Annotated in this window: 18 protein-coding genes; 3 read left to right on the top strand and 15 right to left on the bottom strand. The window is 70.2% G+C overall.

Annotation, left to right across the window (positions count from 1 at the left end; genetic code table 11):
• Nucleotides 1-3: 3 nt before the first annotated feature.
• Both ABZ865_RS00785 and ABZ865_RS00780 read right to left on the bottom strand, forming a co-directional pair.
• On the bottom strand, nt 4-1,560 hold the full coding sequence (locus ABZ865_RS00785) for a hypothetical protein (RefSeq protein ID WP_361222046.1): 1,557 nt from the start codon (nt 1,558-1,560) through the stop codon (nt 4-6).
• Between the two features lie 72 nt (nt 1,561-1,632).
• A complete protein-coding gene (locus ABZ865_RS00780; protein ID WP_361222044.1) occupies nt 1,633-3,069 on the bottom strand; it encodes a hypothetical protein in 1,437 nt (478 codons plus the stop codon).
• 46 nt (nt 3,070-3,115) lie between these two features.
• On the opposite strand from ABZ865_RS00780, the gene ABZ865_RS00775 reads away from it, so the two are divergent.
• A complete protein-coding gene (locus ABZ865_RS00775; protein WP_361222042.1) occupies nt 3,116-3,991 on the top strand; it encodes an endonuclease/exonuclease/phosphatase family protein in 876 nt (291 codons plus the stop codon).
• Between the two features lie 148 nt (nt 3,992-4,139).
• Here ABZ865_RS00775 and ABZ865_RS00770 read toward each other — a convergent pair whose 3' ends face one another.
• Complete coding sequence (locus ABZ865_RS00770; protein WP_361222040.1) at nt 4,140-8,030, bottom strand: bifunctional glycosyltransferase family 2 protein/CDP-glycerol:glycerophosphate glycerophosphotransferase; 3,891 nt, start codon at nt 8,028-8,030, stop codon at nt 4,140-4,142.
• A gap of 374 nt (nt 8,031-8,404) precedes the next feature.
• On the opposite strand from ABZ865_RS00770, the gene ABZ865_RS00765 reads away from it, so the two are divergent.
• Nucleotides 8,405-9,499, top strand: coding sequence for an LCP family protein (locus ABZ865_RS00765; RefSeq protein ID WP_361222038.1), 1,095 nt, complete (start codon nt 8,405-8,407; stop codon nt 9,497-9,499).
• A 54-nt stretch (nt 9,500-9,553) separates the two neighbouring features.
• Here ABZ865_RS00765 and ABZ865_RS00760 read toward each other — a convergent pair whose 3' ends face one another.
• Both ABZ865_RS00760 and ABZ865_RS00755 read right to left on the bottom strand, forming a co-directional pair.
• Nucleotides 9,554-10,633 (bottom strand): hypothetical protein, encoded by a 1,080-nt coding sequence (locus ABZ865_RS00760; RefSeq protein ID WP_361222036.1) that lies wholly within the window; start codon nt 10,631-10,633, stop codon nt 9,554-9,556.
• Between the two features lie 186 nt (nt 10,634-10,819).
• Nucleotides 10,820-11,836: a hypothetical protein gene (locus tag ABZ865_RS00755; protein WP_361222035.1), complete on the bottom strand. Its 1,017-nt coding sequence runs from the start codon at nt 11,834-11,836 to the stop codon at nt 10,820-10,822.
• Nucleotides 11,837-11,908: 72 nt separating this feature from the next.
• Here ABZ865_RS00755 and ABZ865_RS00750 point away from each other — a divergent pair, with 72 nt between their 5' ends.
• Entirely contained in the window at nt 11,909-12,301 is a 393-nt protein-coding gene (locus tag ABZ865_RS00750; protein ID WP_361222033.1) for an NTP pyrophosphohydrolase, read from the top strand.
• 16 nt (nt 12,302-12,317) lie between these two features.
• On the opposite strand, the gene ABZ865_RS00745 is transcribed toward ABZ865_RS00750, so the two are convergent.
• From ABZ865_RS00745 to ABZ865_RS00700, 10 genes are all read right to left on the bottom strand, one after another.
• Nucleotides 12,318-12,608, bottom strand: a complete 291-nt coding sequence (locus tag ABZ865_RS00745; RefSeq protein WP_361222031.1) for a hypothetical protein — start codon at nt 12,606-12,608, stop codon at nt 12,318-12,320.
• Nucleotides 12,609-12,689: 81 nt separating this feature from the next.
• Entirely contained in the window at nt 12,690-14,138 is a 1,449-nt protein-coding gene (locus tag ABZ865_RS00740; protein WP_361222029.1) for a glycosyltransferase family 39 protein, read from the bottom strand.
• 94 nt (nt 14,139-14,232) lie between these two features.
• On the bottom strand, nt 14,233-15,756 hold the full coding sequence (locus ABZ865_RS00735) for an amino acid permease (protein ID WP_361222027.1): 1,524 nt from the start codon (nt 15,754-15,756) through the stop codon (nt 14,233-14,235).
• 138 nt (nt 15,757-15,894) lie between these two features.
• Nucleotides 15,895-17,835: a 1-deoxy-D-xylulose-5-phosphate synthase gene (gene dxs / locus ABZ865_RS00730; RefSeq protein WP_361222025.1), complete on the bottom strand. Its 1,941-nt coding sequence runs from the start codon at nt 17,833-17,835 to the stop codon at nt 15,895-15,897.
• Between the two features lie 126 nt (nt 17,836-17,961).
• On the bottom strand, nt 17,962-19,269 hold the full coding sequence (locus tag ABZ865_RS00725; RefSeq protein WP_361222023.1) for a sugar ABC transporter permease: 1,308 nt from the start codon (nt 19,267-19,269) through the stop codon (nt 17,962-17,964).
• On the bottom strand, nt 19,266-20,057 hold the full coding sequence (locus tag ABZ865_RS00720; protein ID WP_361222021.1) for an ATP-binding cassette domain-containing protein: 792 nt from the start codon (nt 20,055-20,057) through the stop codon (nt 19,266-19,268). Before ABZ865_RS00720 ends, ABZ865_RS00725 begins: the two co-directional genes overlap by 4 nt.
• A 181-nt stretch (nt 20,058-20,238) precedes the next feature.
• A complete protein-coding gene (locus ABZ865_RS00715) occupies nt 20,239-21,336 on the bottom strand; it encodes a sugar ABC transporter substrate-binding protein (protein WP_361224271.1) in 1,098 nt (365 codons plus the stop codon).
• Nucleotides 21,337-21,470: 134 nt separating this feature from the next.
• Nucleotides 21,471-22,682, bottom strand: a complete 1,212-nt coding sequence (locus tag ABZ865_RS00710) for an ROK family transcriptional regulator (RefSeq protein ID WP_361224266.1) — start codon at nt 22,680-22,682, stop codon at nt 21,471-21,473.
• A 182-nt stretch (nt 22,683-22,864) separates the two neighbouring features.
• Entirely contained in the window at nt 22,865-23,800 is a 936-nt protein-coding gene (locus ABZ865_RS00705) for a carbohydrate ABC transporter permease (RefSeq protein WP_361222019.1), read from the bottom strand.
• 17 nt (nt 23,801-23,817) lie between these two features.
• Complete coding sequence (locus ABZ865_RS00700) at nt 23,818-24,753, bottom strand: sugar ABC transporter permease (protein WP_361222017.1); 936 nt, start codon at nt 24,751-24,753, stop codon at nt 23,818-23,820.
• Between the last annotated feature and the right edge of the window lie 10 nt (nt 24,754-24,763).

Below are 24,763 nucleotides of genomic sequence, written 5' to 3'. Positions count from 1 at the left end.
GCGTCAGTAGGCCCCGCCGTAGTGGGCCGTTCCCGCCCAGGAGCCGGTGGCGCCCATCACCGTGAAGGGCACCTGGGTGACGGGCGATTCGGTGCCCGAGGCGTCCACGGCGAAGACGTCCACGACGTGCACTCCGTCCGACCACGCCCAGCCGGAATCCCACGACCAGCTGCCGTCGGCGGCGACGGCAGCGCCACCCAGCAGCACGCCGTTCTCATGGAACCCGACCTGGGCGGCGCCGGGCGCGCTGCCCGTGAACACCACCCGCGAGCCCATCATCTGCTCGTGCGCCACGGGCTCGAGCACCGCGGGGGCGGCCGCGCTCCGGCCGACGGTCGCGACGAAGGACGCCGGGGGGCTCGCCGGGGACGGCACGGCTGCGGCCGGCCCGCCCGTCGCCCCGGCCCCGGAAGCGGCGCCCGCCGTGGGGGCGTCGACCGCCACGAAGTTCACCTCGGTCCGCTCGGTCTGGTAGCCCGCCGCGTCCACCGCGTAGATCTTCACGGGGTGCCGGCCCGTGCTCCAGGCCCTGCCCAGCTCCCAGGACCAGGTGCCGTCGGCGGCGACGTCACACTGCCCCAGGTACTTGCCGTGCTCCCAGACGATGACGCGCACGGCGCCCGGAGCATGGCCGGTGAACCGTACGGCGTCCCTGCGGACCTCCTGCTGGAACGCGGGTGCGGTCACCACCGGCGGCGGGAACTCCGGCCCCCTGATCACCGAGGTGGAACCGAGGTAGGAGGTGATGGCCGACCGGTCGCGGTCGGGTTCCTCGTAGCCGTTGCGGACGAAGCCGAGACGCGGTGGGATGCCGTCCGCCAGCAGGTTCACGATGCCCATGAGGGCGGGCACGTTGCGCCGGGTGACCTGGGTGTGGTCGGTGATGAACGGCGACTCGCTGTAGATGAAGTTGAAGTTGTCGTACGCCTGGAAGAGGCCGAGGAAGGGTTCGACCTGTTCCTGGTACTGCTCGTCCTGGGGGGAGGAGAGCAGGTAGATGTTGGCCGTGTGATTGGCCCCGGAACGGACCAGGTCGGGCAGGATCGCGTCGACGGCCCGCACGTTCTCCTCCGGCACGCCCTCGCCCAGCATGAAGGCGGCCACCTTGGGATGGACGCGCTGCACGTACGTGCCGACGAGGAACTGCGGGACGATGGAGACGATGTTCCGAAAGCCGTAGCGCAGCCCGAAGTACAGGGCCGCGCTGCCGCCCTTGGAACCGCCCCACAGGGTGACGTCGTCCGGGGTGAGCGACAGGGCCTTCATCACATTGAAGATCAGCCCCGCGACGGACTGCTCCAGCGAGAAGTCCATCTCCTTGCACAGGTAGTAGCTGTTCATCCCGTCGAAGCGGTCGCGGATCCACAGGATGTTGGCCCGCACGTTGTCGAAGACGCCGTTCGACCAGCCGTAGTCGTTCGGCGCCGAGAAGTTGGCGAAGACGACGACCAGATGCCGGTTGCCGTTCTTGGCGTGGGCGAAGCGGTACTCGACGGGGAACGTACCGGAGGATTCGATTCCCGTGAGCAGCTGCCGCCCGGGCGCGGCTGCTTTGGACATGTGCGGACTCCACTCTCGATCTGCTGGGCGTCGGGCGGGCTGCGGCGGACCTCCCGTGGCGCGGATGGGACCTCAGTAGCCGGCCTGTGCCGCACCGGCCGAGGTGTTCAGGACGGTGAAGACCGCGGGAGTCGCCGGGGACTCGGTTCCGGCCGCGTCCACGGCGAAGACCTCCACGCTGTGCGTCCCCGCCGGCCAGAGGCCGCCCGGGTCCCAGGACCAGCCGCCCTCGGGCGCCACCGCGGTGGCGCCCAGCAGGTTCCCGCCCTGCCGGAACCCGACCTGGGCGGCGCCCGGCGCGACGCCGTCGAAGGTCACCGAGGGCCCCGGCAGCTGCTGGTGCGCACCGGGCGACCGGACCACCGGCGCCAGGAGCCGGACGTACTGGGAGACGGTGAAGGGGACGTCGGTGCGCTCGGACTGGTAGCCGCTCGGGTCGACGGCGAAGAGCCGCACCAGGTGCCGGCCGGCCTTCCACGGCTGCTCCGGGTTCCACGCCCAGGTGCCGTCCGCGGCGACCGGGGCCGACGCCAGGTATTTTCCGTTCTCCCAGATGCTGACGCGGACCGCGCCGGGAGCCCAGCCCGTGAAGCGGACGGAACCGGCGGGCACCTCGGCCTGCGCCGCGGGCGTCGTCACCGTGGGAGGGGCGAACGAGTCCTGGATCACGGACGTGGACGTGAGGAAGGTGTCGATGCCCGACCTGTCGGCGTCGGGCTGTTCGTACCCGTGGCGGACGGAGCCGAGTCGCGGGGTGATGCCCTCGACGAGCAGGTAGGCGATGCCCAGCAGGGGCGGCGTGTTGCGCTGGGTCACCTTTCCGTGGCCGGTGATGAACGGGGACTCGCTGAAGAGGAAGTTGAAGTTCGGGTAGCGCTGCAGCAGCCCGAGGAACGGCTCCACCTGGGAGACGTACTGCTCGTCCTGCGGGGAGGACACCATGTAGATGTGCGCGTCCGGGTTCGCTCCGGCGCTCAGCAGGTTCGGCAGGATCGCGTCGAGGACGCCCACGTTGTCGTCGGACATCGCCTCGCCCAGCATGTGCCGGCCGGTGTCCGGATAGACGTCGCGGACGAACGTGCCGATCCGGAACTGGGGCACGCTGGCGACGATGTTCCGGAAGCCGTAGCGCAGCCCGAAGTACAGGGCCGCGCTGCCGCCCTTCGAACTCCCCCACAGCGTGACGTCGTCGGGTGTCAGCCCGAGCGACTTCACGACCCGTGAGATCAGCCCGATCACGGACCTCTCCACGGAGAAGTCCATCCCCTTGCAGAGGTAGTAGGTGTTCCCGCCGTCGAACCGGTCGCGGATCCACAGGACGTTCGACCGCAGGCTGTCCAGGACCCCGGTGGCCCAGCCGTAGTCGTCCGGGGCGAAGATGTTGGCGAAAACGACCATCAGATGCCGATTGCCGTTCCGCGCGTGGGCGAAGCGGTACTCGACCGGACACCCACCGGAGGCGTCAATCCCCTGGACGACCGGCCGCCGCTTCGCGGCTGCTTCAGACATGGTGCGGATCCACTTTCCTCGGGTGTTTCGGCGTCGGATCAAGGCCGTGCCCCGCAGGGAACGACGGTGCTTCGCCGCCGTGGCGGCGCTGCTGGTGGTCACGGGCTCGGTGGTGCTCGCGCACACGACCGGTCGGGACAGGTCCGCCGACGTGCCCCGGTCGCTGACCGTGGCCACCTGGAACATGTGCGGTGTGCGTCAGTGGCACTGCGCGGCCACCGGCGGCCCGGAGGTGAAGGAAGCCGAGCTGAAGCGGCTCGCCACCCGCTCCGGTGTCCGGGTGTTCCTCCTGCAGGAGACCTGCGCCGGTGATCTGGAGAAGGTGCGCGTGGCCCTCCCGGGTTCCTGGCACACGGCGTTCAGGGCCTACGCGTGGCGCGACGCCGCGGAACGCACGAGCACCGTGCGCTGTGCCGCGGCCGGGCAGCGTGCCGCCGGTGTCGCGCTGCTCTCGGCGTACCGGCTGTCCGGCATCTCCTCGGTGGCCTCGGAACAGCCCTCCGCCGGACTGCAGCGCGGCATCCTGTGCGCCACGGTCGCGACACACCGCCTCCGGGTGTGCACCGCTCACCTCAGCCGGCCCGGGGACGACCTCGCCCACCCGCACTGGGAGCTGCGCGACGACCAGTTGAAGGCGCTGGCCGCGGCGGTCACCGGCCGGCGCACGGTCTTCGGCGGCGATCTGAACGTGGACCCGCCGGGAGCGCACAACCCGGCTTCGTGGGTCTGGCCGTCCGGGCCGTACGGTGCGTACCGGGAGTGCGACCAGACGTCCGCGTCGTCCCGTTCCGGACGGTTCACCCATCGGTCGCGTCACAAGATCGACTACCTGTTCACCGGCCTGCCCCGCGCGGGTTGCTCCGTGCGGGACACCGGTGCGTCCGACCACTACGCCCTGCTCCTCCGCGTGCGGACGGGCTGAGCGGAGGCCGGGCCGGCAGCCGTGCGGGCACGGCCGGGTCCCGGGCGCGGGGTACACCTGGGGCGCGGTCATGGCTGTGGGCGGCCGTTCCGGGCGGCCCGACGCGGGTGTGCCCCGCACCGGCCACGCCCGTGGGCAGGACCGGGTGTCACCCGACCACGCCCTCGTACGTCCGGCCTTCGGGTGTCCGAGGCGGTGTCTGAAGGCCGTCCGGTGCGGTGCGGGCGTCGGGGCGGGGTTGTCCGGGCAACGCGTCCATCAGGCGGGTGCTCGCCCTGTGGGGCTGAGGGACGGCGCGCTGTTGCGGCGTGAACCACTGCTGGTTGTTCCACCGGATCGGGGTGAGCGCGCGGACCGCGTGCCGGGTGTCGACGGTGCCGACGGCCGGCGCCGTGGCGTCCTCGCGGGCGAGGTCGCCGCCGGCGACGAGCATCCGGTCGGCGAGCCGCGCGGCGGCGTATCCGTCGTCCAGGTCGCAGAACTCCCGCTGGAACCAGCGGTACCGCTCGGCGTAGGTCTGCTGGATCCCGTCGATCTCGCGCACGGCGCTGACGAGGTCCGGCGAGGTGTACAGCAGCGGGCCGGGCGCGCTGTTCTCGAAGTCGAAGTAGAAGCCGCGCAGCGTGTCGCGGTAGTGGTCGAGGTCGTAGGTGAAGAAGAGGACGGGGCGCCCTGTGTTGACGTAGTCGAACATCAGGGACGAGTAGTCCGTGATCATCACGTCGGTGATGAGGGACAGATCGGCCATGTCGGGGTAGTCGGAGACGTCGAAGACGAAGCCGTCGCCGGCGCCGGGCACGGGGTCCACCACGTTCGGATGACGGCGCACCAGGAGCACGTGGTCGGCCCCCAGCCGGGCGCGCGCGTCGTCGAGGTCCACACGGAAGTCGAGCTTGTACTTGCCCGGGGCGTAGAACTGGTCGTCGCGCCAGGTCGGCGCGTACATCACGACCCGCTTGCCCTCGGGCAGGCCGATGCGCCGCCGGATCTCCCGCTCCCGCTCCTCCATGCCGGGCCGGCGCAGGATGTCGTTGCGCGGGTAGCCGCACTCCACCATCTCCCCGGGGAAGCCGAAGGCCCGCTTGAGGATCGGTGTGGAGAAGCTGTTGGGCGAGACCAGCAGGTCCCAGTTCTGCACCTCCTTCTCGACCCGCTCCAGGTAGCGCTGGTCGGCGAAGTGGATCGCCTCGATGTCGTGGCCGATCTTCTTCAGCGGGGTGCCGTGCCAGGTCTGCACGACGACCTGCCCGTCCCGCTTCCGGAACCAGTCGGGGAGGTGGTTGTTGGCGACGACGTACCGGCTGGTGGCCAGGGCGTCGTACCACTCGGGCGACCACATGCGCACGGGCGTCGCCGTCTCCGGCACCTGGACCTGGTCGTCCCGTACGACCCACAGGTGTTCGAGGTCGACCCCGCGGCGGACCAGTTCCTCGTGCAGGGCCCGCGGGCTGTCGGAGTACTGGGTTCCCTTGAAGGCGTCGAAGAGGATCGCGGGACGCACCGGCTTGCGGCGGGCCTCCGGGTACGCCTTGGTGCGCAGCTGCTTCTGGCGGTAGGGGCCGCGGGCATGGTCGGGCATGGCCGAGTGGACCAGCAGGGACAGCCGGTCGTAGGCCTCGGCCTGTGCCTCGTAACGGCGTTCGCTGCGCTCGTACTCCTGCGGGAACGCGCCGATGAGGTCCTGGTGGAGCTTGACCATCAGGTCCTCCAGACGGTCCTCGCGGGCGACCGCCGAGAGGTCCTGACGACGGAGGAAGAAGTCCCAGCGGCCGGCCGCGAGCGGGATCTCCCCCGCGAGCGTGCGCATGGCGGCGGGGGTCAGGACGCAGCTGAACCCGGGGCCGTCCCAGGTGAGCGGGACGGTGCGTTCCGCGCCGTGCGCCCGTGAGCGCACCACCAGGTGCGCGGTCCGGTACTGCTCGGGGGTCAGGCGGTCGGCGGTCTCGTAGCGCCCCTGGATCTCCAGGGAGCCGTCCGCCCGCCATGCCACGTACGTGGCCATCGGCAGCGCCGCGCGCTCGAAGAGCACGAGGTAGCCGGAGCCGTTGCGGTGGACCACGACCTCCCGGTCGCCCTCCCGCGTCTGCAGCGAGGCGGGCATGCGGTAGAAGCCGTCCTCGGCGTCCTCCGCCATGACCGGGTAGATGGGCGCCTTGCGGCCCTCGACGTGGAAGGTGGTCTTCCAGCCGTTGCTGCCCATGCTCCAGGACTGGGGGATGTCCACGTCGGCGTCGGCGTCCGCCCGGTACTTGGGGACCAGCAGACGCAGCGGGATCCTGGCCGCGAAGGTGCACCAGCCGTCGCCGCCCGGCGTGAACCACACCCGGCCGTCGTGCCGGCCGGCACCGCTCATGCTGGTCACGCGGAACTTGCCCCAGGCCGGCACCGTGGGACCGAGGTAGACGCCACGCAGCTCCAGCTGGTCCCCGACGATGCGGTGGCTGGTGATGCGGCAGCGCACGACCTCCACCCGCAGCTTGAGCCGGTCCTGCAGGAACAGCGGAAGGATGCGGGTGTTCTTGTCGACGTACCGGTACGGCGGGTTGGCCGCGCTGCCCGCGCTGCCGCGGCTGACGCCCCGGTAGCGGAACAGGCCGCGGCTGAAGACCCCGGCCGCGACGTCCCAGGTCCCCTCGACCCACTTGCCCTTCTGCTTCAGCCGTGTGGTGTCGATCCGGGTCTCGAAGCCGGCCCAGTCGTAGCAGTAACGATTCTGCTGGGAGTTCTCCGTGGCCTGCGGCGCATACGTGGTCTTGGCCGGCGTGACCACCATCCGCCCCTGCTTCTTGTTGCGCAGGGCGATCGCCTTGACCGACATGTGCTTCTTGTGCACGTTGATGAACCGGACGTACGCCGTCCCGCTCAGGGTGAGCTGGTCGGAGTCCGCGTTCCAGCGGGCGCCGGTCAGCGCGCCGTGCAGGGAGAACTCCTTGTCCAGCCGGTAGGCCTTCTTGTCGAGGCCGACCTCCCGGTCCCCGAGGTAGGGGTACTTCAGATAGCGGCGGAACCGCCGCTGCACGGGAATCGGGCCGCCGCGGCGCTCGAACTCGATGACCTCGAGGAGTTCCGCCAGCCGTCCCTGCCACACCAGGAGCCACTTGACCCGGCTTTCCGCGGGCAGTTCGTCGATGATGGCGAGGTCCACCTCGTCGAGGAACTCCCTGACCCACTGCATGAACGACTGCCGGTACTCCTCGTCGGCGTCCGGCAGCACCTTCAGATGCAGCATCAGGTCCGACTTCAGACAGGCGAGGTCGTACTTGCGCTTGCTCTCCTCGTACTGGCGTGCGGGCCCGTCGGCGAGGAAGCGGCTGACCGACTGCACGGCCGTGACGCGGTCGCGCAGGTTCGACAGCTCGGTGTAGCGCTGCGTGATGGAGGGGGCGGCCCCGCCCTCCCGGCGGCGCCAGTAGTAGATCACGTCCGTGATGACGTCGACCTTGTCCGCCCGGAAGTGGGCGTACATGTTGACCCAGGAGTCCTCGTACATGACGCCCTCGGGGAACCGGATCCGGTGGTGGTCCCAGAAGGACCGCCGGAACACCTTGTTCCAGACGGTACGGTCGTAGATCAGCGCGTCGAACCGGGTGATGTGGGTGCCGCGCCGGTTCTTCTGCATCGGGCCCTTGTGCAGCGGCGACTGCCACTTCTTGGTGGAGTTCATCATCTGCACGTTGCCGGAGACGAAGTCCGAGTCGGATTCCTCCAGGGACCGGATCAGCAGCTCGTAGGCGTACTCGGGAATGACGTCGTCGCCGTCCACGAAGGCGAGGAACTCCGAGCCCGGGTGCAGCGACCGCAGTCCGGCGTTGCGGGCGTGTCCCGGGCCGTGCGCGTGCTGGCGGATCAGCTTGAAGCGCGGATCGGCGGCGCAGTAGTCGGCCGCGATACGGACGGAGCCGTCGGTGGAGCCGTCGTCGACGAGGATCACCTCGAAGTCGGTGAACGACTGACGCGCGATCGACTCGAGGCATTCGGCCAGGTAGAGCTCGACATCCTGAAAAGGGACGACAACACTCAGGCGCGGATGAACCGCCAACTCGCACTCCTACCCAGAAAATTCGCCCAGCGAGACACAGACCCGTCCCGTACCGGACGCCCCACCCCTCAAGCGGCGCACTCGGTCTGCCCCCTTGCCGACCTCGCACCACCAGTCACTGCGACCCCGGTGAAACCCCCTCCACCACTGTTCACAGGTAAACCACATTCTTATCTCACTCTTACTGACGGTCAAGTCTTGTTCATGTGCCATCCATCTCAGTCCCGCACTACGGTCACCCGCTTCCCAAGGGCCTTTTACGTGATGCCTATAGTTCTCCCACTTGCATCGACAGCATCAGCGGGCCGGCCTTCCCCCCACCCGGGCCCCGATCCTCCGCATCGCGGAGCCCGTGAGGAGAGGAACCGAAGGCGATGACGCACAGCGCCACCACTGAGCCCGCGCGCCGGGCCGGCTCGAGCGGAGGACGGCGCCGGACTCCGCCCGGCAGGAGTGGCAGAAGACGCTGGGTCCGCATCGTGCTGCTGAGCGTCCTGGTGGTGGTGCTGGCCGCGGGCGGAGTCGCCTACTGGCTCTACCGCGACCTCGACAACAACATCAAGGGCGTCGACATCGACAAGGCGATCGGCGACGACCGCCCGCAGAAACTGCCCACTTCGGGCCAGAACATCCTGATCCTGGGCTCGGACTCACGCGCCGGCGCGAACGCCGCCCTGAACACCGGTCATGTCTCCGGGGCGCGCTCCGACACCGCGCTCGTGATGCACATACCCGAGGGCCGCAGCAAGGCCGTCGCGGTCAGCATCCCGCGCGACACCCTGGTGACCCGGCCGCAGTGCACGAAGACGGACGGCACCGAAGTGCCCTCGGCGAAGCGTGTGATGTTCAACTCCATCTACTCGCAGGTGGGTCCGGCCTGCGTGGTCAAGACCGTGGAACAGATCTCCGGGGTCCGCATGGACCACTACGTCGAGATCGACTTCGCCGGCTTCAAGGACCTGGTCGACGCGATAGGCGGAGTGCCCGTCACCGTCGACCGGGACATCCACGACTCCTCCAGCGGCCTGGACCTGACCGCCGGCACGCACCGGCTCGACGGCACGCAGGCGCTGCAGTTCGTCCGCACCCGGCACGGCATCGGGGACGGCAGCGACCTCGGCCGTATCGGACTGCAGCAGCAGTTCATGATCGCGCTGCTCTCCGAGATCAAGAAGCAGGACCTGCTGGGCAGCCCCACCAAGACCTACCGGATCGCCGACGAGCTGACCGCCGCGCTCACCACCGACTCCGAACTCGCCTCGCTCACGAAGCTGGCGGAGTTCGGGCGCAGCATGAACGGCGTCGATCCGTCCACCATGGACACGATCATGCTGCCGGTGGCGTACGACAAGGTCGATCCCAACCGGGTCGTGGCGGCGGAGCCCCAGGCGACGCAGCTGTGGAAGGCCATCCGCTCGGACGAGACGATCCCCGAGTCCGCGAAGAAGTCGCCCGCGAAGGGCGGTTGAGCCCCCGGTGCCGGCCGGCCGCTCGGCGAGCGGCCGGCCGGCACCGTCAGCGGGTCAGGGCCTGTGCCAGCGGGCGAGGGACAGCCCGCCGCCCTCCTCCTGACGGGCCACCTTCGGCACCCCGTCCGGGCCGATGAGCGCCAGGACCACCCGCCCGTGGCCGTCCCGGGCCAGGGCCGGGCTTCCCTGGCAGGATTCGTCCAGCTGGTACCACCAGAACCCGCCCTCCTCGTTCTCGGTGCCGCCCATGCCCAGCACGGCCGAGCCGTCGTGGTCGCGGTAGGCGAGGACCAGGCAGTCGTAGCCGTCCACCGCGGTACGCAGCACCGCGTACGGTCGTTCCGCGGGGGATCCGCCGAGGGCGCTCGGCCAGCCGCCGATCCGCCAGGCGGTGGCGACACCGCTGTCGGCGTCGGTCCAGAGGAACGTGGCCCGGTCGGGCGCGGTCTCCACGCCGGCGACCGTGCCGGCGGCGGCGCGCAGCGCGAAGCCGCGGGGCCCGGCGAAGTCGCCACCGGGCGCGGACTGGCGCCAGATCAGCACGCCCGTCTCCGCGGCGGCGCAGACCTCCACTCTGCCGCTCGCCAGGACGACCGGCACGGGCAGCTCGGCGACGCCGCCGCCACGCAGGTCCTCCCACGCCCGCCACTTGCCGTTCGGGGCCTCCCGGCGCAGCATCAGACCGCCGTGCGCGCCACGCACGAAGACGTGCACGGTGCCGTCCGGCGCCACCGCGCCGACCGGCCGGCCCGGTTCGCCGTCCGGGTGCGGGGTGCCGAGGGAACGCCAGTCGGTGACGGCCAGGCCGGTCTGGTACTGGATGGCGTGGACGACGTCGACACTGCGCGAGCCGTCGGCTCCGCGGCGCTCCCGGCGGCCGAGGAAGTGGACATATCCGTCCGCGCCCTGCACCACCGTCAGATGGCTGAGACCCGGCACCGCCACAAAATGCGGGCCGCTCCATTCGGGGCCGCCGGCCGAGGTCTCCGTCCATCGGAGGAGTCCGCCGTCCGTCGTCGCGTAGAGCGTGAGCCGGCCGTCCTTGCCCAGCGTGAGCCACTTCCCGTGAACGGCACCGGACACGACGCGCCCCTGGTCCTCGCCCGAGCGCCCGGCCGGGGGGACTGCGTCCACGGGGCCTGCCGGCCTTCTCCGCATGGCCTCGTGCACCTTCCTGAAGTCCGCCGTGCCAGGGACACGGGAACCATCGAACCCGGAACATCATATGCGGTTCGAGCAGGTGTTCCCCAGCCGCTCCCCGCGGCCGGCCGGCCGCCACGCCGTGACCACCGTCGTCACCCCGGAGCCCGCAGGCGCGGCTCAGACCTGCCGCCACGCCTCCAGCGCCAGCCCCGGCTCGGCCTTGCGCCGGGTCAGCAGGAGCCGGCCGGTCGACGGAGACAACGTTGCCGCGACCACCCGGTCGTCCTCGTCCACCGCGAGGCACACCCGCGCGTCCAGCGGCAGTTGGGGGCCGGACTCGGTCCACCAGGCACCCGCGGACTCCAGTTCGGTCGGGTACGCGGCGAAGGCGACGCGGCCGCTCGCCGAGCGCTGGGCCAGGAGCGTGCAGTCGTGGCCGTCCAGCTCGCAGCGGACCGCCGAGACCGGGCCGGGGCCGGCCGACGGCAGCAGGGTGGCCGGCTCGGTGCCGGGGCGCCAGGCGCGCAGGTCGCCGGAGGTGTCGGTGTAGAAGAGGGTCGTACGGTCCGGGGACGTGGCCAGGGCACTGAGGGTGCCGGGGCGGACCGGCGTCTCCAGCGTCTCCCGGAGGACCGGCGGGCCGCCCGGCGCCTCCTGGTTCCAGTGCAGGATGCCGCCGGGTACGGCCGCGTACAGCTCGACCCGGCCGGACTCCCCGGTCACCGCCGCGAGTCCGTCCTGGACGTCCTTGCCCTTCAGGTCCCGCCAGGGCTCCCAGCCGCCGTTCTCCTTCTGCGCGAGCAGGCTCACACCGCCGCCGGCGTTGCGTACGAAGACATGGGCGCGGCCCTGCGCGTCCACGGCGACCGCGGGGGTGCCCGTGCGGTCGCCCTTCTTGTTCGGGTGGCCGAGCGGGTTCCAGTCCAGGGCGGCGAGGCGGGCGCGGAAGTGGGTGGTGTGCACCAGGCCCGACTCGCCCTTGGCCGTGGGTCGCCACGCGACCAGGTGGGCGTAGCCGTCGGCGCCCCGACCGACGGCGGGAACGGGGTGCAGTTTCTGGTCGCCGCCCACCGTGCGCGGGCCGGTCCAGGCACCGTCCGGTCCGTGCTCCGCCCGGCACAGGACCGCGTCGCCCGACTGCTGGTAGACACTGAGCCGGCCGTCGCGGCCGCGTATGAGCCAGTCGCCGTTCACCGGTTCACTCTAAGACCCCTGGTGAGGGCACCGACGGCCACCCCCTCGCCGGTCGCATGGGACCCTGGTGCCATGGACGACGCCCCCGGCTCCCCGGACACGGACGGCCCCCTGCTCGCGATCGTCGACGGCGCGAACGTCGTCGGCTCACGGCCGGACGGCTGGTGGCGCGACCGCAGGGGCGCCGCCGAACGGCTCCGCGACCGGCTGGCCGCCGAGGGGCTGCCCGGCCGTCCCGATCCGGTCGAGATCGTGCTGGTCGTGGAGGGCGCGGCCCGTGGCGTGGGCTCCGTGCCGGGGGTACGGGTGGAGTCGGCGCCCGGCAGCGGGGACGACCGGATCGTGGAGCTGGTCGCCGGGTCGTCCGGCCGGGACCGCCTGGTCGTCACCGCCGACCGCGAACTGCGCCGCAGGGTCACCGAGCTGGGTGCGGAGGTGACCGGTCCGCGCGCGGTCCTCGGCTGAGCGCGCGGGGGCCGCGCTACCACGCGGCCAGCGCCACGAACAGGGTGAGGACGCCGGCCATTCCGACGGCTCCGAGGGCGGTTCCGGCGACGGCGGTCCCCATGCGGCCGATGCCCCGGCGGGCGTAGTGGATGCCCGCGAGGCCGAAGGTGAGGGCGAGGGGTGCCGCGATGAACGACCACGGCAGTACGGCCAGCATGAGGGAGGGCCATGCGCCGGCGGCCGCGACGGCGCCGAAGACGAGTGAGGTGGGGCCCAGGGCGACGGCGGGTGAGTCCTTGTGGCCGGGCGCGATCGGTGCGGACATGAGTTCCCCCTGACTTGAACGTGTTCAAATCTCTTCCGCGATCATAGCGCGGACCCGCCCGGCGCCACGGCCGACTCCCCCTCAGCCGCGCGGAATCCGCGCGTACAGCACCGCCCCGTCGACCCTCCCCACCTCCTCGTACCGCGTGTCCAGCACCCGGCGCAGGCTCGGGACGCGGTCGGGGGCGTAGGGCTTGCCGCGGGAGTCGTCGACGACCAGGGCGGGGGCGTGGGCGGCCAGTTCGGCGCGGAAGACGGGCCAGGCGCCCTGGACGGCGTACTTCTCGCCCACCTGGGGGCCGTCGCGGCCGCCGCTGTAGTTGGTGAGCAGGCCCGCGGTGAGGTAGCGGGTGGCGGGGGTGCGGCCGGCGAGCCAGTACGTCTCCGGGTGCATGCCCCACACCAGGACCCGGTCGGCGGGGCCGGTGCGGTGGGCGAGGGCCGCCGCGAGGCGCTGGGCGTGGGCGAGTTCGGGGCGCGGGGCGAGCAGGCCCCAGGCGAGGAAGAGGGTGCAGCAGCAGGCCGAGGTGCCGAGGGCGGCCGTCAGCCGTTCCCGGGGCAGGATCCGGAGCGCGGCGGTGGCCAGCAGGGCCGCGGGCGGGGTGAGTTGCAGGTAGTAGTGGCCGAAGAAGTGGAAGCCGAGCATCACCGCGACGGCCGAGGAGGCCAGCCACAGCCACAGGTCGGCCGTCGCGGCGCCGGCGGTGCGCAGGGCCCGGACGACCGGCGGGACCAGGCCCGCGCAGGCCACGGCCAGGATCGCGGTGTTGGTCAGCGCGCGGACCATGACGTGGAGTTCGGAGCCGGCGAAGGAGGCGTACGCGGCGGAGCCGGTCACCGTCCAGAACAGGAACCCGGCGGGGTCCGTCACCTGGGCCGCGCCGAGCACGGGCAGGGCGAAGCCGGCCGCCAGCCGGAGCGCTCCCCCGCGCGGGGCTCCCGAGCGGTGCAGCAGCCAGGCCACCGGCACCAGCACCGCGCCCCCGGTCTGCTTGGTGAGGAACGCACAGGCGACGGCGGCCCCGGCGGCGCCCCAGCGGCCGCGGTCGGCGCACCACAGGGCGGCCGCCGTGCAGGGCAGTATGAACACCTCGAAGGTGGCGGCCTGCGCGTCCTCGGGGTTGAGCCCGACCGAGACCAGCAGGTACAGCACCCCGGCCGTGCGGCCCGCGGTGTCGCCCCAGCGGCGCCGGGCCAGCGAGGCCAGCAGCACGGCCGTGAGCAGTTGGGCGAGGACCGCGAGCACCCGTACGGGAGTGAGGGAGCCGGAGCCGCACACCGCGAAGGCGGCCTCGTACAGCCAGGGCACCAGCGGCGGTTTGCGGTCCACGACCGTCTCGTAGAGCCGGCCGCCCTGGGCGAGCAGGCGGGCCTGGACGGCGAGGTAGCCCTCGTCGGGGTTCCACAGCGGCCGGGCGAAGGAGGGGATCCGGGTGAGGCAGGCCAGGGCCGTGAGGGCGGGCAGCAGCCGCGTCCAGTACGCCGTCCGGGTGACCGCGGTCGGTGCGGGGGCGAGCGGGGCGGCGAGCATGGAGAGCACGCTATCCGGCCCCGGGGCCCAGCCTGAGCGGGACATACGGGGGCCGGACGGGCAAGTGGGGGGTTACGGGCCGACGACCGGAGGGTTACGGGGTCTTCGTGGGCGGCGCCGGAGGGGCCTGGCCCGCCGGGGCCGGCTCGGCCTGGGCGAGGCGGCTGTGCGTGCGGCCGTAGAGGAAGTAGACGACGAAGCCGATGACCATCCAGACGGCGAACCGGAGCCAGGTCTCGGCGGGCAGGTTGAGCATCAGCCACAGCGAGGCGCACACCGACAGGATCGGCAGGACCGGGACCCAGGGGGTGCGGAACGCGCGGTGCAGGTCGGGGCGGGTCCTGCGGAGGATGATGACGCTGATCGCGACGACGACGAAGGCGAACAGCGTGCCGATGTTCACCAGTTCGGCCAGCTCGCTCAGGCTGGTGAAGCCGGCGACGATCGCGATGACCACACCGAGCAGGATGGTCGGCCGGTGCGGGGTCTTGAAGCGCGGGTGGACGCGGGAGAAGAAGCGCGGCAGCAGTCCGTCGCGGCTCATCGCGAAGAACACCCGGGTCTGGCCGAGCAGCAGGATCATGCACACGGTGGTCAGGCCGACGGCGGCGCCGAAGCTGATCACGCCCGCGTACCAGGGGTGGCCGATGGACTTGAAGGCGTCGGCGAGGGGGGCCTGCACGGACAGCTTGCTGTAGTGCTGCATGCCGGTGACGACGACGGAGACCAGGACGTACAGGACCGTGCAGATGAACAGCGAGCCGAGGATGCCGCGGGGCATGTCCCGCTGCGGGTTGCGGGTCTCCTCGGCGGCCGTGGCGACGATGTCGAAGCCGATGAACGCGAAGAACACCACCGAGGCGGCGGTGAAGATGCCCATGACGCCGAAGTTGGACGGCGCCCAGCCGAACATCAGCTGGATGAGCGGGGCCTTGAGGTTGCCGCCCGCCGGGACCGCCTGGGACGGGGGGATGAACGGCTTGTAGTTGGCGCTGTTGATGAAGAAGGCACCGGCGATGATCACGATGAGGACGACGGTCACCTTGATGGCGACGACGAGCGAGGTGATCCGGGCGGACAGCTTCATGCCGAGGACGAGGATGCAGGTGAGCACCAGCACCAGCGCGGCGGCGAGGACGTCGAAGCCGAAGCCGGTGGCGTTGTCCCGGCCGGCCAGGTAGTCGGGCAGGTGCCAGCCCGCGTTGTCGAGCAGGGAGCGGATGTAGCCGGACCAGCCGACGGCCACCACCGCCGTGCCCAGCGCGAACTCCAGGACCAGGTCCCAGCCGATGATCCAGGCGGGCAGCTCGCCCAGGGAGGAGTACGAGAAGGTGTACGCGGAGCCCGCCACCGGGACGGTGGAGGCGAACTCGGCGTAGCAGAGCGCGGCGAGACCGCAGACGACACCGGCGGCGACGAAGGACAGGGCGACCGCGGGGCCGGCGTTGTTCTTGGCCACCTGGCCGGTCAGCACGAAGATGCCGGTGCCGATGATGACACCGACGCCGAAGACGGTCAGGTCGAGGGCGGAGAGGGACTTTCTGAGCGAATGCTCCGGTTCCTCGGTGTCCCGGATGGACTGCTCGACATTCTTCGTCCGGAAGAGCGTGCTGCTCACGTGCCTACCTCCCACGCTTGTCGTCCTCGACACGAGAGGGCCGGAGGTGCGTATGCCCCGGCACAGGCAGGTTCACGCAAACGGGCCGGTTCCGCCACCGGGAGGAGCGGCGGAACCGTCCGTCGTCGTCGTTCCCGGCTAGTCGCGGGCGGGCTCCACGGAGTCCACCGCCGCGTCGACCTCGGCGGCCGTACGGTCGAACCGGCCGTCGAGCTTGGCGACGAGGCCGGTGACCTGGCGGGCGATGTCCGGGGCGGTCAGGCCGATCTCCGCCATGACCTCCGCGCGGGAGGCGTGGTCGAGGAAGCGCGGCGGGATGCCGAAGTCGCGCAGCGGCACGTCCACGCCCGCGTCCCGCAGGGCCTGGGCGACGGCCGAGCCGACACCGCCGACGCGGCTGTTGTCCTCGACGGTGACGACGACCCGGTGCCGCTCCGCGAGGGGCGCCATGGCCTCGTCGACGGGCTTGACCCAGCGCGGGTCGACGACGGTGGTGGAGATGCCCTGCCTGTCGAGCAGGCCGGCGATCTCCAGGCACATCGGGGCGAGGGCGCCCACGGAGACCAGCAGCACGTCGGGCGTGTCGGTGCCGGGCTCGCGCAGCACGTCCATGCCGCCGACGCGGCCCACGGCCGGTACGGCGGGGCCGACGGCGCCTTTGGAGAAGCGCACCACGGTCGGCGCGTCCTCGACGGCGACGGCCTCGCGCAGCTGCGCGCGGACCTGGTCGGCGTCGCGCGGGGCGGCCAGCCGCAGCCCCGGCACGACCTGGAGGATCGACATGTCCCACATGCCGTTGTGGGAGGCGCCGTCGGTGCCGGTGATGCCGGCCCGGTCCAGCACGAAGGTCACCCCGCACTTGTGCAGGGCCACGTCCATGAGGACCTGGTCGAAGGCGCGGTTGAGGAAGGTGGCGTACACGGCGAAGACGGGGTGCAGTCCGCCGTGCGCGAGGCCGGCGGCCGACACGGCGCCGTGCTGCTCCGCGATCCCGACGTCGTACACGCGCTCGGGGAAGCGCTTGGCGAACCGGTCCAGGCCGACCGGCTGGAGCATGGCCGCGGTGATGGCGACGATGTCCTCGCGCTCCTCGCCGAGGCGGACCATCTCGTCACCGAAGACGGAGGTCCAGTCGGCGCCCGCCGCCTTGACGGGCAGGCCGGTGTCGGGGTGGATGGGGCCGATGCCGTGGAAGCGGTCGGCCTCGTCCTGGAGGGCGGGCTGGTAGCCGCGGCCCTTCTCGGTGAGGCAGTGCACGATGACCGGGCCGCCGAACCGCTTGGCCCGGGCCAGCGCGGACTCCAGCGCCTCGATGTCGTGCCCGTCGATGGGTCCGACGTACTTCAGGCCCAGGTCCTCGAACATGCCCTGCGGGGCGATGAAGTCCTTGAAGCCCTTCTTGGCGCCGTGCAGGGTCTCGTACAGCGGCCTGCCGACGACGGGCGTCTTCTCCAGGACCTCCTTGGTCCGGGCGAGGAACCGCTCGTACCCGTCGGTGGTGCGCAGGGTCGCCAGGTGGTTGGCGAGTCCGCCGATCGTGGGGGCGTACGAACGCTCGTTGTCGTTGACGACGATGACCAGCGGGCGGTCCTTGGCGTCGGCGATGTTGTTCAGCGCCTCCCAGGCCATGCCGCCGGTGAGGGCGCCGTCACCGATGACGGCGACGACGTGGCTGTCCCGCTTCTTCAGCTGGTTGGCCTTGGCGATGCCGTCGGCCCAGCCGAGCACCGTGGAGGCGTGGCTGTTCTCGATCACGTCGTGCCGGGACTCGGACTGCGCCGGGTAGCCCGACAGGCCGCCCTTCATCTTCAGCCGGGAGAAGTCCTGCCGGCCGGTGAGCAGCTTGTGCACGTAGGACTGGTGGCCGGTGTCCCACAGCACCTTGTCCCTCGGCGAGTCGAAGACCCGGTGCAGGGCGATGGTCAGCTCGACCACGCCCAGGTTGGGGCCGAGGTGGCCGCCGGTCTTGGAGACGGCATCGACCAGGAAGGTCCGGATCTCCTCTGCCAGCTGGTCCAGCTCCTCCAGGCTGAGCCGGTCCAGATCGCGCGGTCCCGTGATGCGGGTCAGCAGCGGCACCCGTGCCTCCTTGCAGTTGAGCTGATCGAGCTGTTGCCGGGCTTGAAGAGTCTAATGTTCGGCATGTGCGGGACACGACGGTGCCCGGCACCTTGGCGGTGCCGGGCACTGTTCGACCTACGGGCGCTACGCGCGGCCCGCGCTCTTCTGCGTCTTGCGGGTCACCGCGTCGATGACGACGGTCGCCAGCAGAACGCCACCGGTGATCATGTACTGGACCGGCGAGGCGATGCCCTGCAGGGCGAGGCCGTACTGGATCGAGACGATCACCAGCACGCCGAGCAGCGCGTTCCAGGTGCGGCCGCGGCCGCCGAAGAGGGACGTGCCGCCGATCACGGCCGCCGCGATCGCGTTCATCAGCAGGTCACCGGCGCCGGCGCCCTGGTTGGCGGACGCGATCTTGGAGGCGATGAACAGACCGCCGATCGCCGCGAAGGTGCCGGAGATGGCGAACACCGAGATCCGGACCATGTCGACGTTGATACCGGCACGGCGGGAGGCCTCGACGCTGCCGCCGAGCGCGAAGATCTTCCGGCCGTACGCGGTGCGGCGCAGCACGAAGTCCGTGATGAACAGCACGGCGACGAAGACCACCACGGCCAGCGGCAGGCCCTTGTACTGGTTGAAGACGATCGCGGCGGCGAAGGCGACGATCCCCAGCAGCGCGGTCCGCAGGATGGTCTCGTTCAGCGGCCGGGACGGCACGCCGGCGGCCTCGCGGCGCTTGTTGCCGTAGAAGGAGCTGAGGAAGAAGAGCACCGTCACCGCGACGGCGAGCCCGTAGGCGGCGGCCACGTCGGTGAAGTAGTAGCTGGTCAGCTTGGCGACCAGCCCCTCGCTGTCCAGGTTGATGGTGCCGTTGTCGCCCAGCACCTTGAGCATGAGGCCGTTCCAGAACAGCAGGCCGGCCAGGGTGACCGCGAACGCCGGCACACCGATCTTCGCGAAGAAGAAGCCCTGGATCGCGCCCGCGACCGTTCCGGTGAGGATCGACAGCACGAGGGCCAGGACCTCGTTCATGCCGTGGGTGACGTTGAGCACCGCGAAGGTGGCGCCGGCGACGCCGGAGAGCGAACCGACCGACAGGTCGATCTCGCCGAGCAGCAGGACGAACACGATGCCGACGGCGATCATGCCCGTGCCGACCATGGCGACGGAGATGTCGGAGAGGTTGCCCGCGGTCAGGAAGTTGGAGTTCAGGCTCTGGAAGATGATCCAGATGACCGCCAGGCCGATGACGACCGGCAGGGAGCCGAGGTCACCCGCCTTCATCTTCCGCTTGAACTCGGTCCAGTACCCGAGGAGGCCTTCCTCGCGCACCAGCAGGCGGGGGTCGACCGCGACGTCGGAGCCGCGGGCCGCCTCGGGGTTCTCCACGACGACGGGCTCGTCCTCGGGGGTCTCCGGAGCCGCGGAGGTCTTGTCGATGCTCACTTCTTGATCTCCCCATTGGTGCGCGCCGCACGACGGGTCACGGCGTTGTCCGTGGCGCCGGTGATGGCGGAGATGATCTCTTCCTGCGAGGTCGACTTGACCTCGAAGACGCCGTTGTTGCGTCCCAGACGCAGGACGGCCACCTTGTCGGCGACGGCCTTCACGTCGGCCATGTTGTGGCTGATGAGGATCACGGCGTGACCGCGCTCCCGCAGCCGTTCCACCAGGTCGAGGACCTGCGCGGTCTGCTCGACGCCGAGGGCGGCGGTGGGCTCGTCCAGGATGACCAGCTTGGGCTCGCCGAGCATGGAGCGGGCGATGGCCACGGTCTGGCGCTGACCGCCGGACAGGGAGGCGATCGGGATGCGGACGCTCGGGATGCGGATCGACAGCGTGGTGAGCAGCTCGCGGGAGCGGCGCTCCATCTCCACCTCGTCCAGGACACCGCGACGGCGGATCTCCCGGCCCAGGTAGAGGTTGCCGACCACGTCGATGTTGTCGCACAGCGCGAGGTCCTGGTACACCGTCGCGATGCCCAGGTTCTGGGCGTCGTGCGGCTTGCTGATCTGGACGGCCTTGCCTTCCCACTCGATGACGCCCTCATCGATGGGGTGCACGCCGGCGATCGTCTTGACCAGCGTGGACTTTCCGGCACCGTTGTCGCCCACCAGGGCGACCACCTCACCGGCGTGGACCTCAAGCTCTACGTCGGTGAGCGCCTGAACGGCACCGAACCGCTTGGAGACCCCGCGCAACGCCAGCACGGGCGTAGCGGACACGTGAACCATCTCCTTCGCCGCCTGACCCGGCGGGAGGTTGTGCAGAAGTTTGGGGGGTGTTCCGTCCGGCGCCCCGCGACGAGCTTGCGGGGCTGTCTGATGCGCGGGGCGCCGGAGGAGCTGTGGGCGCCTTTCCCTCAAGGGAGATTCAAGGGCGAATCCCCTTGGCAGGGAAGGTGCGTGCGGCTGCTTACTTCAGACCGATCTTGTCGCAGGCCGCCTTGTACTGCGCGGTGCAGATCTCGTCGATCGTGTAGACGCCGTCCTTGACGACGGTGTCCTTGATGTTGTCCTTGGTCAGCGCGGTGACCGGCACCAGGACCGAGGGGACCTGCTTGGTGGTCGGGCTGTCGACCTTGTCCTTGGCGACGGCGTCGAGCGCCTTGCCCTGGGCGAGGTCCACGGCCATCTCGGCGGCGGCGTCGGCCTCGGGGGCGTACGGCTTGTAGACGCTCATGTACTGGTCGCCGGTGACGATGCGCTGCACGCCGGCCAGCTCGGCGTCCTGGCCCGTGACCGGGACCTTGATGCCGGCGGCCTTGAGGGCGGTGATGATACCGCCGGCCATGCCGTCGTTGGCGGAGTAGACGCCGATGATGTTCTTCTTGCCGAGGGCGGAGATGGCGCCTTCCATGTTGGAGTTGGCGTTCTCCGGCTTCCACTCCTTGGTGTCGTACTCCTTGCCGACGTTCACCTTGCCGTCGAGGACCTCGTGGGCACCGGCCTTGAACTGCGCGGCGTTCGGGTCGGTGACGGAACCGTTCATCATGACGATCTTGCCGGACTTGGCCTTGGAGCCGAGGGCCTTGAGGAGGGCCTCGCCCTGGGTCTTGCCGACCGTCTTGTTGTCGAACGAGGTGTAGGCGCTGATCGGGCCCTGCGCCAGGCGGTCGTAGGCGACGACCGGGATGCCCGCGTCCTTGGCCTTCTGCACCGAGTTCTTGATGGCGGCGGAGTCCACGGCGTCGACGATCAGCACGTCCACCTTGTTGGTGATCATGGTGTCGACCTGCTGGTTCTGCAGCGTGGCGTCCTGCTTGGCGTTGGCGTAGACGACCTCGCCCTTGCCGTTCGTCAGCTCCTTGACCTTCTTCTCGATCAGGGGCTTGTCGAACTTCTCGTACCGGGCGGTCTGGTTCTCCGGGAGAAGCAGGCCGACCTTGATGGCATCGCCCTTCTTGGCGCTGCCGGACTCCTTCGAGGAGCCACCGGACTCCTTGGCGCTGCCACAGGCCGCGAGAGAGACGGCCATCGCACCAGCAGCAACGGCGAAAGCCGCACGACGCATACGCATGTTCACTCTTTGAAACCTCCCTGACGAGGCCGCGTCGTTGCGGCCGAGGTGGCTCGAAGTCAACTCGGCCGCAAGTTCGACGTCAAGAAGTAAATCCTTAACGAGATGGCAACGGTGCCATCCGTTCTCTAAGTGAAGGCAGGCGCGGCGACAGGGAAGGTGCCCCCCACAGAGCCGTCCAAAAGGGTCGAATCGCCCATCTCGCTGAGCGCGAGAGCGAGCGCCCCGAGCACCTCCGCACGGCCGCCAAGTGCCCCCGGGAGAACGGACAGTTGGCGCGCCGCACTGGGGATGGCATAGCGGCCGACGGACTCCCTGATGGGCCCGAGCACCAGCTCACCGGCCTCGGCGAGATCACCGCCGAGCACCACCCGGCTCGGGTTCAGCAGATTGCAGAGATTCGCCACCCCACTGCCGATGTGGCGGCCGACGTCGGCGATCACCCGACGACAGCCCGGGTCCCCGTCCCTGGCCAGCCGTACGACGCCCTCCATGGTCAGGTCGGTGCCATGACTGGACTGGAGCAGCGGGAGCACGTACCGCGCGGCCGTGAAGGTCTCCAGGCAGCCACGGTTGCCGCAGCGGCAGACCGGGCCGGATTCGTCGAGTGTAATATGTCCGATTTCTCCGGCGGTACCGCCCGGACCGCGGTAGATCTTCCCGTTGATCACCAGGCCGGCGCCGACACCGCTGGCGACCTTGATGTAAGCAAGATCACGCACGCCCTTGCCGCTGCCCCAGACGAGTTCGCCGAGGGCGCCGAGGTTGGCGTCGTTGTCCACGTGCACGGGAACGCCGAGGCGCCCGCGCAACTCCTCGGCGGGCTTGGTGCCGCCCCAGCCGGGGAGGATCGCGGTGGAGCCCAGGGTGCCCGACTCCACGTCGATCGGACCGGGCACGCCGAGCCCGACGCCGGCCACCTTGGTCCGGTCCACGCCGGTCGCCGCGATCAGGCGGTTGACCAGTTGCTCCGCCCGATCGAAGCCCTGCGCGGCGGAGGCGTCGACGTCCAGCGGCTCGGACTCCTCGGCCAGCACCTGGTGCGCGAGGTTCCCGATCGCGACGCGCAGGTGCTCGTGGCCGAAGTCGATGCCGATCACGATGCCGGCGTCGCCGCTGAGCGACACGCTGCGGGCCCGGCGTCCGCCCGCCGACGTCGGCGTGACCTCGACCGTTCCGCCGTCCTTGAGTTCGCGCACGATGTTGGAGACCGTGGCGGCGGACAGGCCCGTCGTCCGCGCGATCTCCGCCTGCGTGAGCGATCCGGCCAGCCGCACGGCACGTACGACCCGCTCCAGGTTGGCTCGGTGCAGCGACGACTGCGACCCTGGAGTCTCCACGACGACCTCCTGCGCGCGGGGCCGCTTCGACGAGGCCCCGACTATGTCCAACTAGTGAACTCTAAGCTGAGCTGTTCGGGTCACCTCCCGTCAAGAGGTTGAACGGTTTCTACGGGCTGCACACATGTGCGCGCGCTCCGTTCCGGGCCGGAACGGAGCGCGCGGGACGGGTGCGGGAGCCGCTATTTCAGCGTGGCCGACGTCAGTCCCGCCTGCACCTGACGCTGGAAGGAGAGGTACACCACCAGCATGGGGATCATGGCGATGGTGACGCCCGCGAAGAGGACCGGAAGGTCGGAGGCGTACCCCTGCTGCTGTTGCAGCTGGATGAGGCCCTGGGTGAGGACGTAGCGTTCCGGATCGTCGCCGCTCTGCGGCTGCATCAGGACCGTCGGCAGGATGAACTGGTTCCACTGGCCCAGCGTGTTGAAGATCCCCACGCTGATCAGGCCCGGCTTCGCCATCGGCAGCATCACCTGGAAGAAGGTCCGGGTGTGCGACGCCCCGTCCAGGACGGCGGCCTCGAAGACCGCCGTGGGCAGGGTCCGGAAGAAGGCGTGCATGAAGAACACGGTGAACGGCATCGAGTAGGCGATGTAGACCAGGATCAGGCCCTGGTAGGTGTTCAGCATGTCCAGCCGTTTGACCATGAAGAACAGCGGGACCAGGGCCAGGAACACGGGGAACATCGCGCCGGCGACGAAGAAGTAGTACAGCAGCCGGTTGCCCCAGAACTGGTACCGGGCGAGCACGTACGCGGCCATGGAGCCGAACAGCATCGTCAGCGGCACGGAGAACACGAGCACGATGACCGTGTTGAGGAAGTAGTCTCCGATGCCCTTGTTCCAGGCCCGGTGGAAGACGTCGAGGGACCAGTTGTGCGGCCAGCCGAAGGCCGAGCCGCCGATCTGGACGTCGGTCTTGAAGGAGCTGAGCACCAGCCACAGCAGCGGCAGCACGATCAGCAGGGCCCACAGGGCGAGGAAGCCGTGCGAGAAGACGTTCAGGACCACGCCTTCGCCGCGCCGGTCGCCGGAGCGGACAGGGGTCTTCTCCACCGTCGGGCGGGGCGGGACGGGGCCGCCCTGGGCGGCGGTCTCCTTGAGGGGTGCGCTCATGTCGTCGTCTCTCCCGCTCAGAACTCGATGCGCTCGCGGCGGGTGGCGCGCAGCGTGACCACGGACAGGACCAGGGTGAGCAGCAGCATGATCACGCCCATGGCGCAGGCGTAGCCGCTCTTCCCGTAGTAGAGGAAGTTGCGCATCATCACGGTCGACATCACGTCGCTGTGATGGTCGGGGCCGCCGCCGTAGGCGCCCATGTTCTGGGTCATGGAGGAGACCAGGACGAACATGTCCATGGCGACGATGCCCAGGTACACCCAGGCGGTCTGCACGGTGTCCCACAGCAGCGGCAGGGTGATGCGGAAGAAGGACTGGCCGCGGCCCGCCCCGTCGATCAGGGCGGCCTCGTAGATGTCCCTCGGGACGGACTGCATGGCGGCCGAGAACAGCACCAGGTAGAAGCCGACGCCGTGCCAGACGACCACCAGCATCAGCGCCCACAGGACCATGTTCGGCTCGTTCAGCCATTCCACGGGGTCGCTCGCGTCGACGAGGCCGAGCTTGATCAGGAACCCGTTGAGCAGACCGCCGCCGTCACTGCGGTACACCGCGTTGAACAGCACCGCGAGAATCGCCAGCGACAGCACCTGCGGGAAGAAGTAGACGATTTTGTAGAACCCGGATCCGGCGACGCCCTGCACTCCGCCGGCCCTGCCGCCCCCGCCCGCATTGATCATGAAGGCGAAGAACAGGGCCAGCAGAATGGTGATCACCGGGATGAAGACCAGGAACAGGATGTTGTGCCAGATGGCCTGCAAGAAGATGTCGTCCTGGAACAGCGCCCGATAGTTGTCCAGTCCGACGAACTTGAAGGTCTGCGACTGTCCCTTCCAGTCCGTCAGCGAATAGCCGAACGTCTGGATGTACGGCCAGACGACGAAGATCAGGTAGAGCGCCACGGGAACGAGGAGAAATCCCGCGACGAACCTGTACTGCCCTTTGCGCATGGTGTTCCTG

The organism is Streptomyces sp. NPDC047085 (assembly GCF_040643735.1).
Lineage (GTDB): Bacteria > Actinomycetota > Actinomycetes > Streptomycetales > Streptomycetaceae > Streptomyces.
The sequence above is the reverse complement of the archived record's forward strand: the minus strand, read 5'-3'. Positions and strand labels throughout refer to the sequence as shown.

Coding starts and splice junctions, on each gene's coding strand:
- ABZ865_RS00720 (WP_361222021.1), bottom strand. CDS start 20,057: ATGGTTCACGTGTCCGCTACGCCCGTGCTGGCGTTGCGCGGGGTCTCC.
- ABZ865_RS00740 (WP_361222029.1), bottom strand. CDS start 14,138: ATGCTCGCCGCCCCGCTCGCCCCCGCACCGACCGCGGTCACCCGGACG.
- ABZ865_RS00715 (WP_361224271.1), bottom strand. CDS start 21,336: ATGCGTCGTGCGGCTTTCGCCGTTGCTGCTGGTGCGATGGCCGTCTCT.
- ABZ865_RS00700 (WP_361222017.1), bottom strand. CDS start 24,753: ATGCGCAAAGGGCAGTACAGGTTCGTCGCGGGATTTCTCCTCGTTCCC.
- ABZ865_RS00750 (WP_361222033.1), top strand. CDS start 11,909: ATGGACGACGCCCCCGGCTCCCCGGACACGGACGGCCCCCTGCTCGCG.
- ABZ865_RS00765 (WP_361222038.1), top strand. CDS start 8,405: ATGACGCACAGCGCCACCACTGAGCCCGCGCGCCGGGCCGGCTCGAGC.
- ABZ865_RS00705 (WP_361222019.1), bottom strand. CDS start 23,800: ATGAGCGCACCCCTCAAGGAGACCGCCGCCCAGGGCGGCCCCGTCCCG.
- ABZ865_RS00780 (WP_361222044.1), bottom strand. CDS start 3,069: ATGTCTGAAGCAGCCGCGAAGCGGCGGCCGGTCGTCCAGGGGATTGAC.
- ABZ865_RS00745 (WP_361222031.1), bottom strand. CDS start 12,608: ATGTCCGCACCGATCGCGCCCGGCCACAAGGACTCACCCGCCGTCGCC.
- ABZ865_RS00785 (WP_361222046.1), bottom strand. CDS start 1,560: ATGTCCAAAGCAGCCGCGCCCGGGCGGCAGCTGCTCACGGGAATCGAA.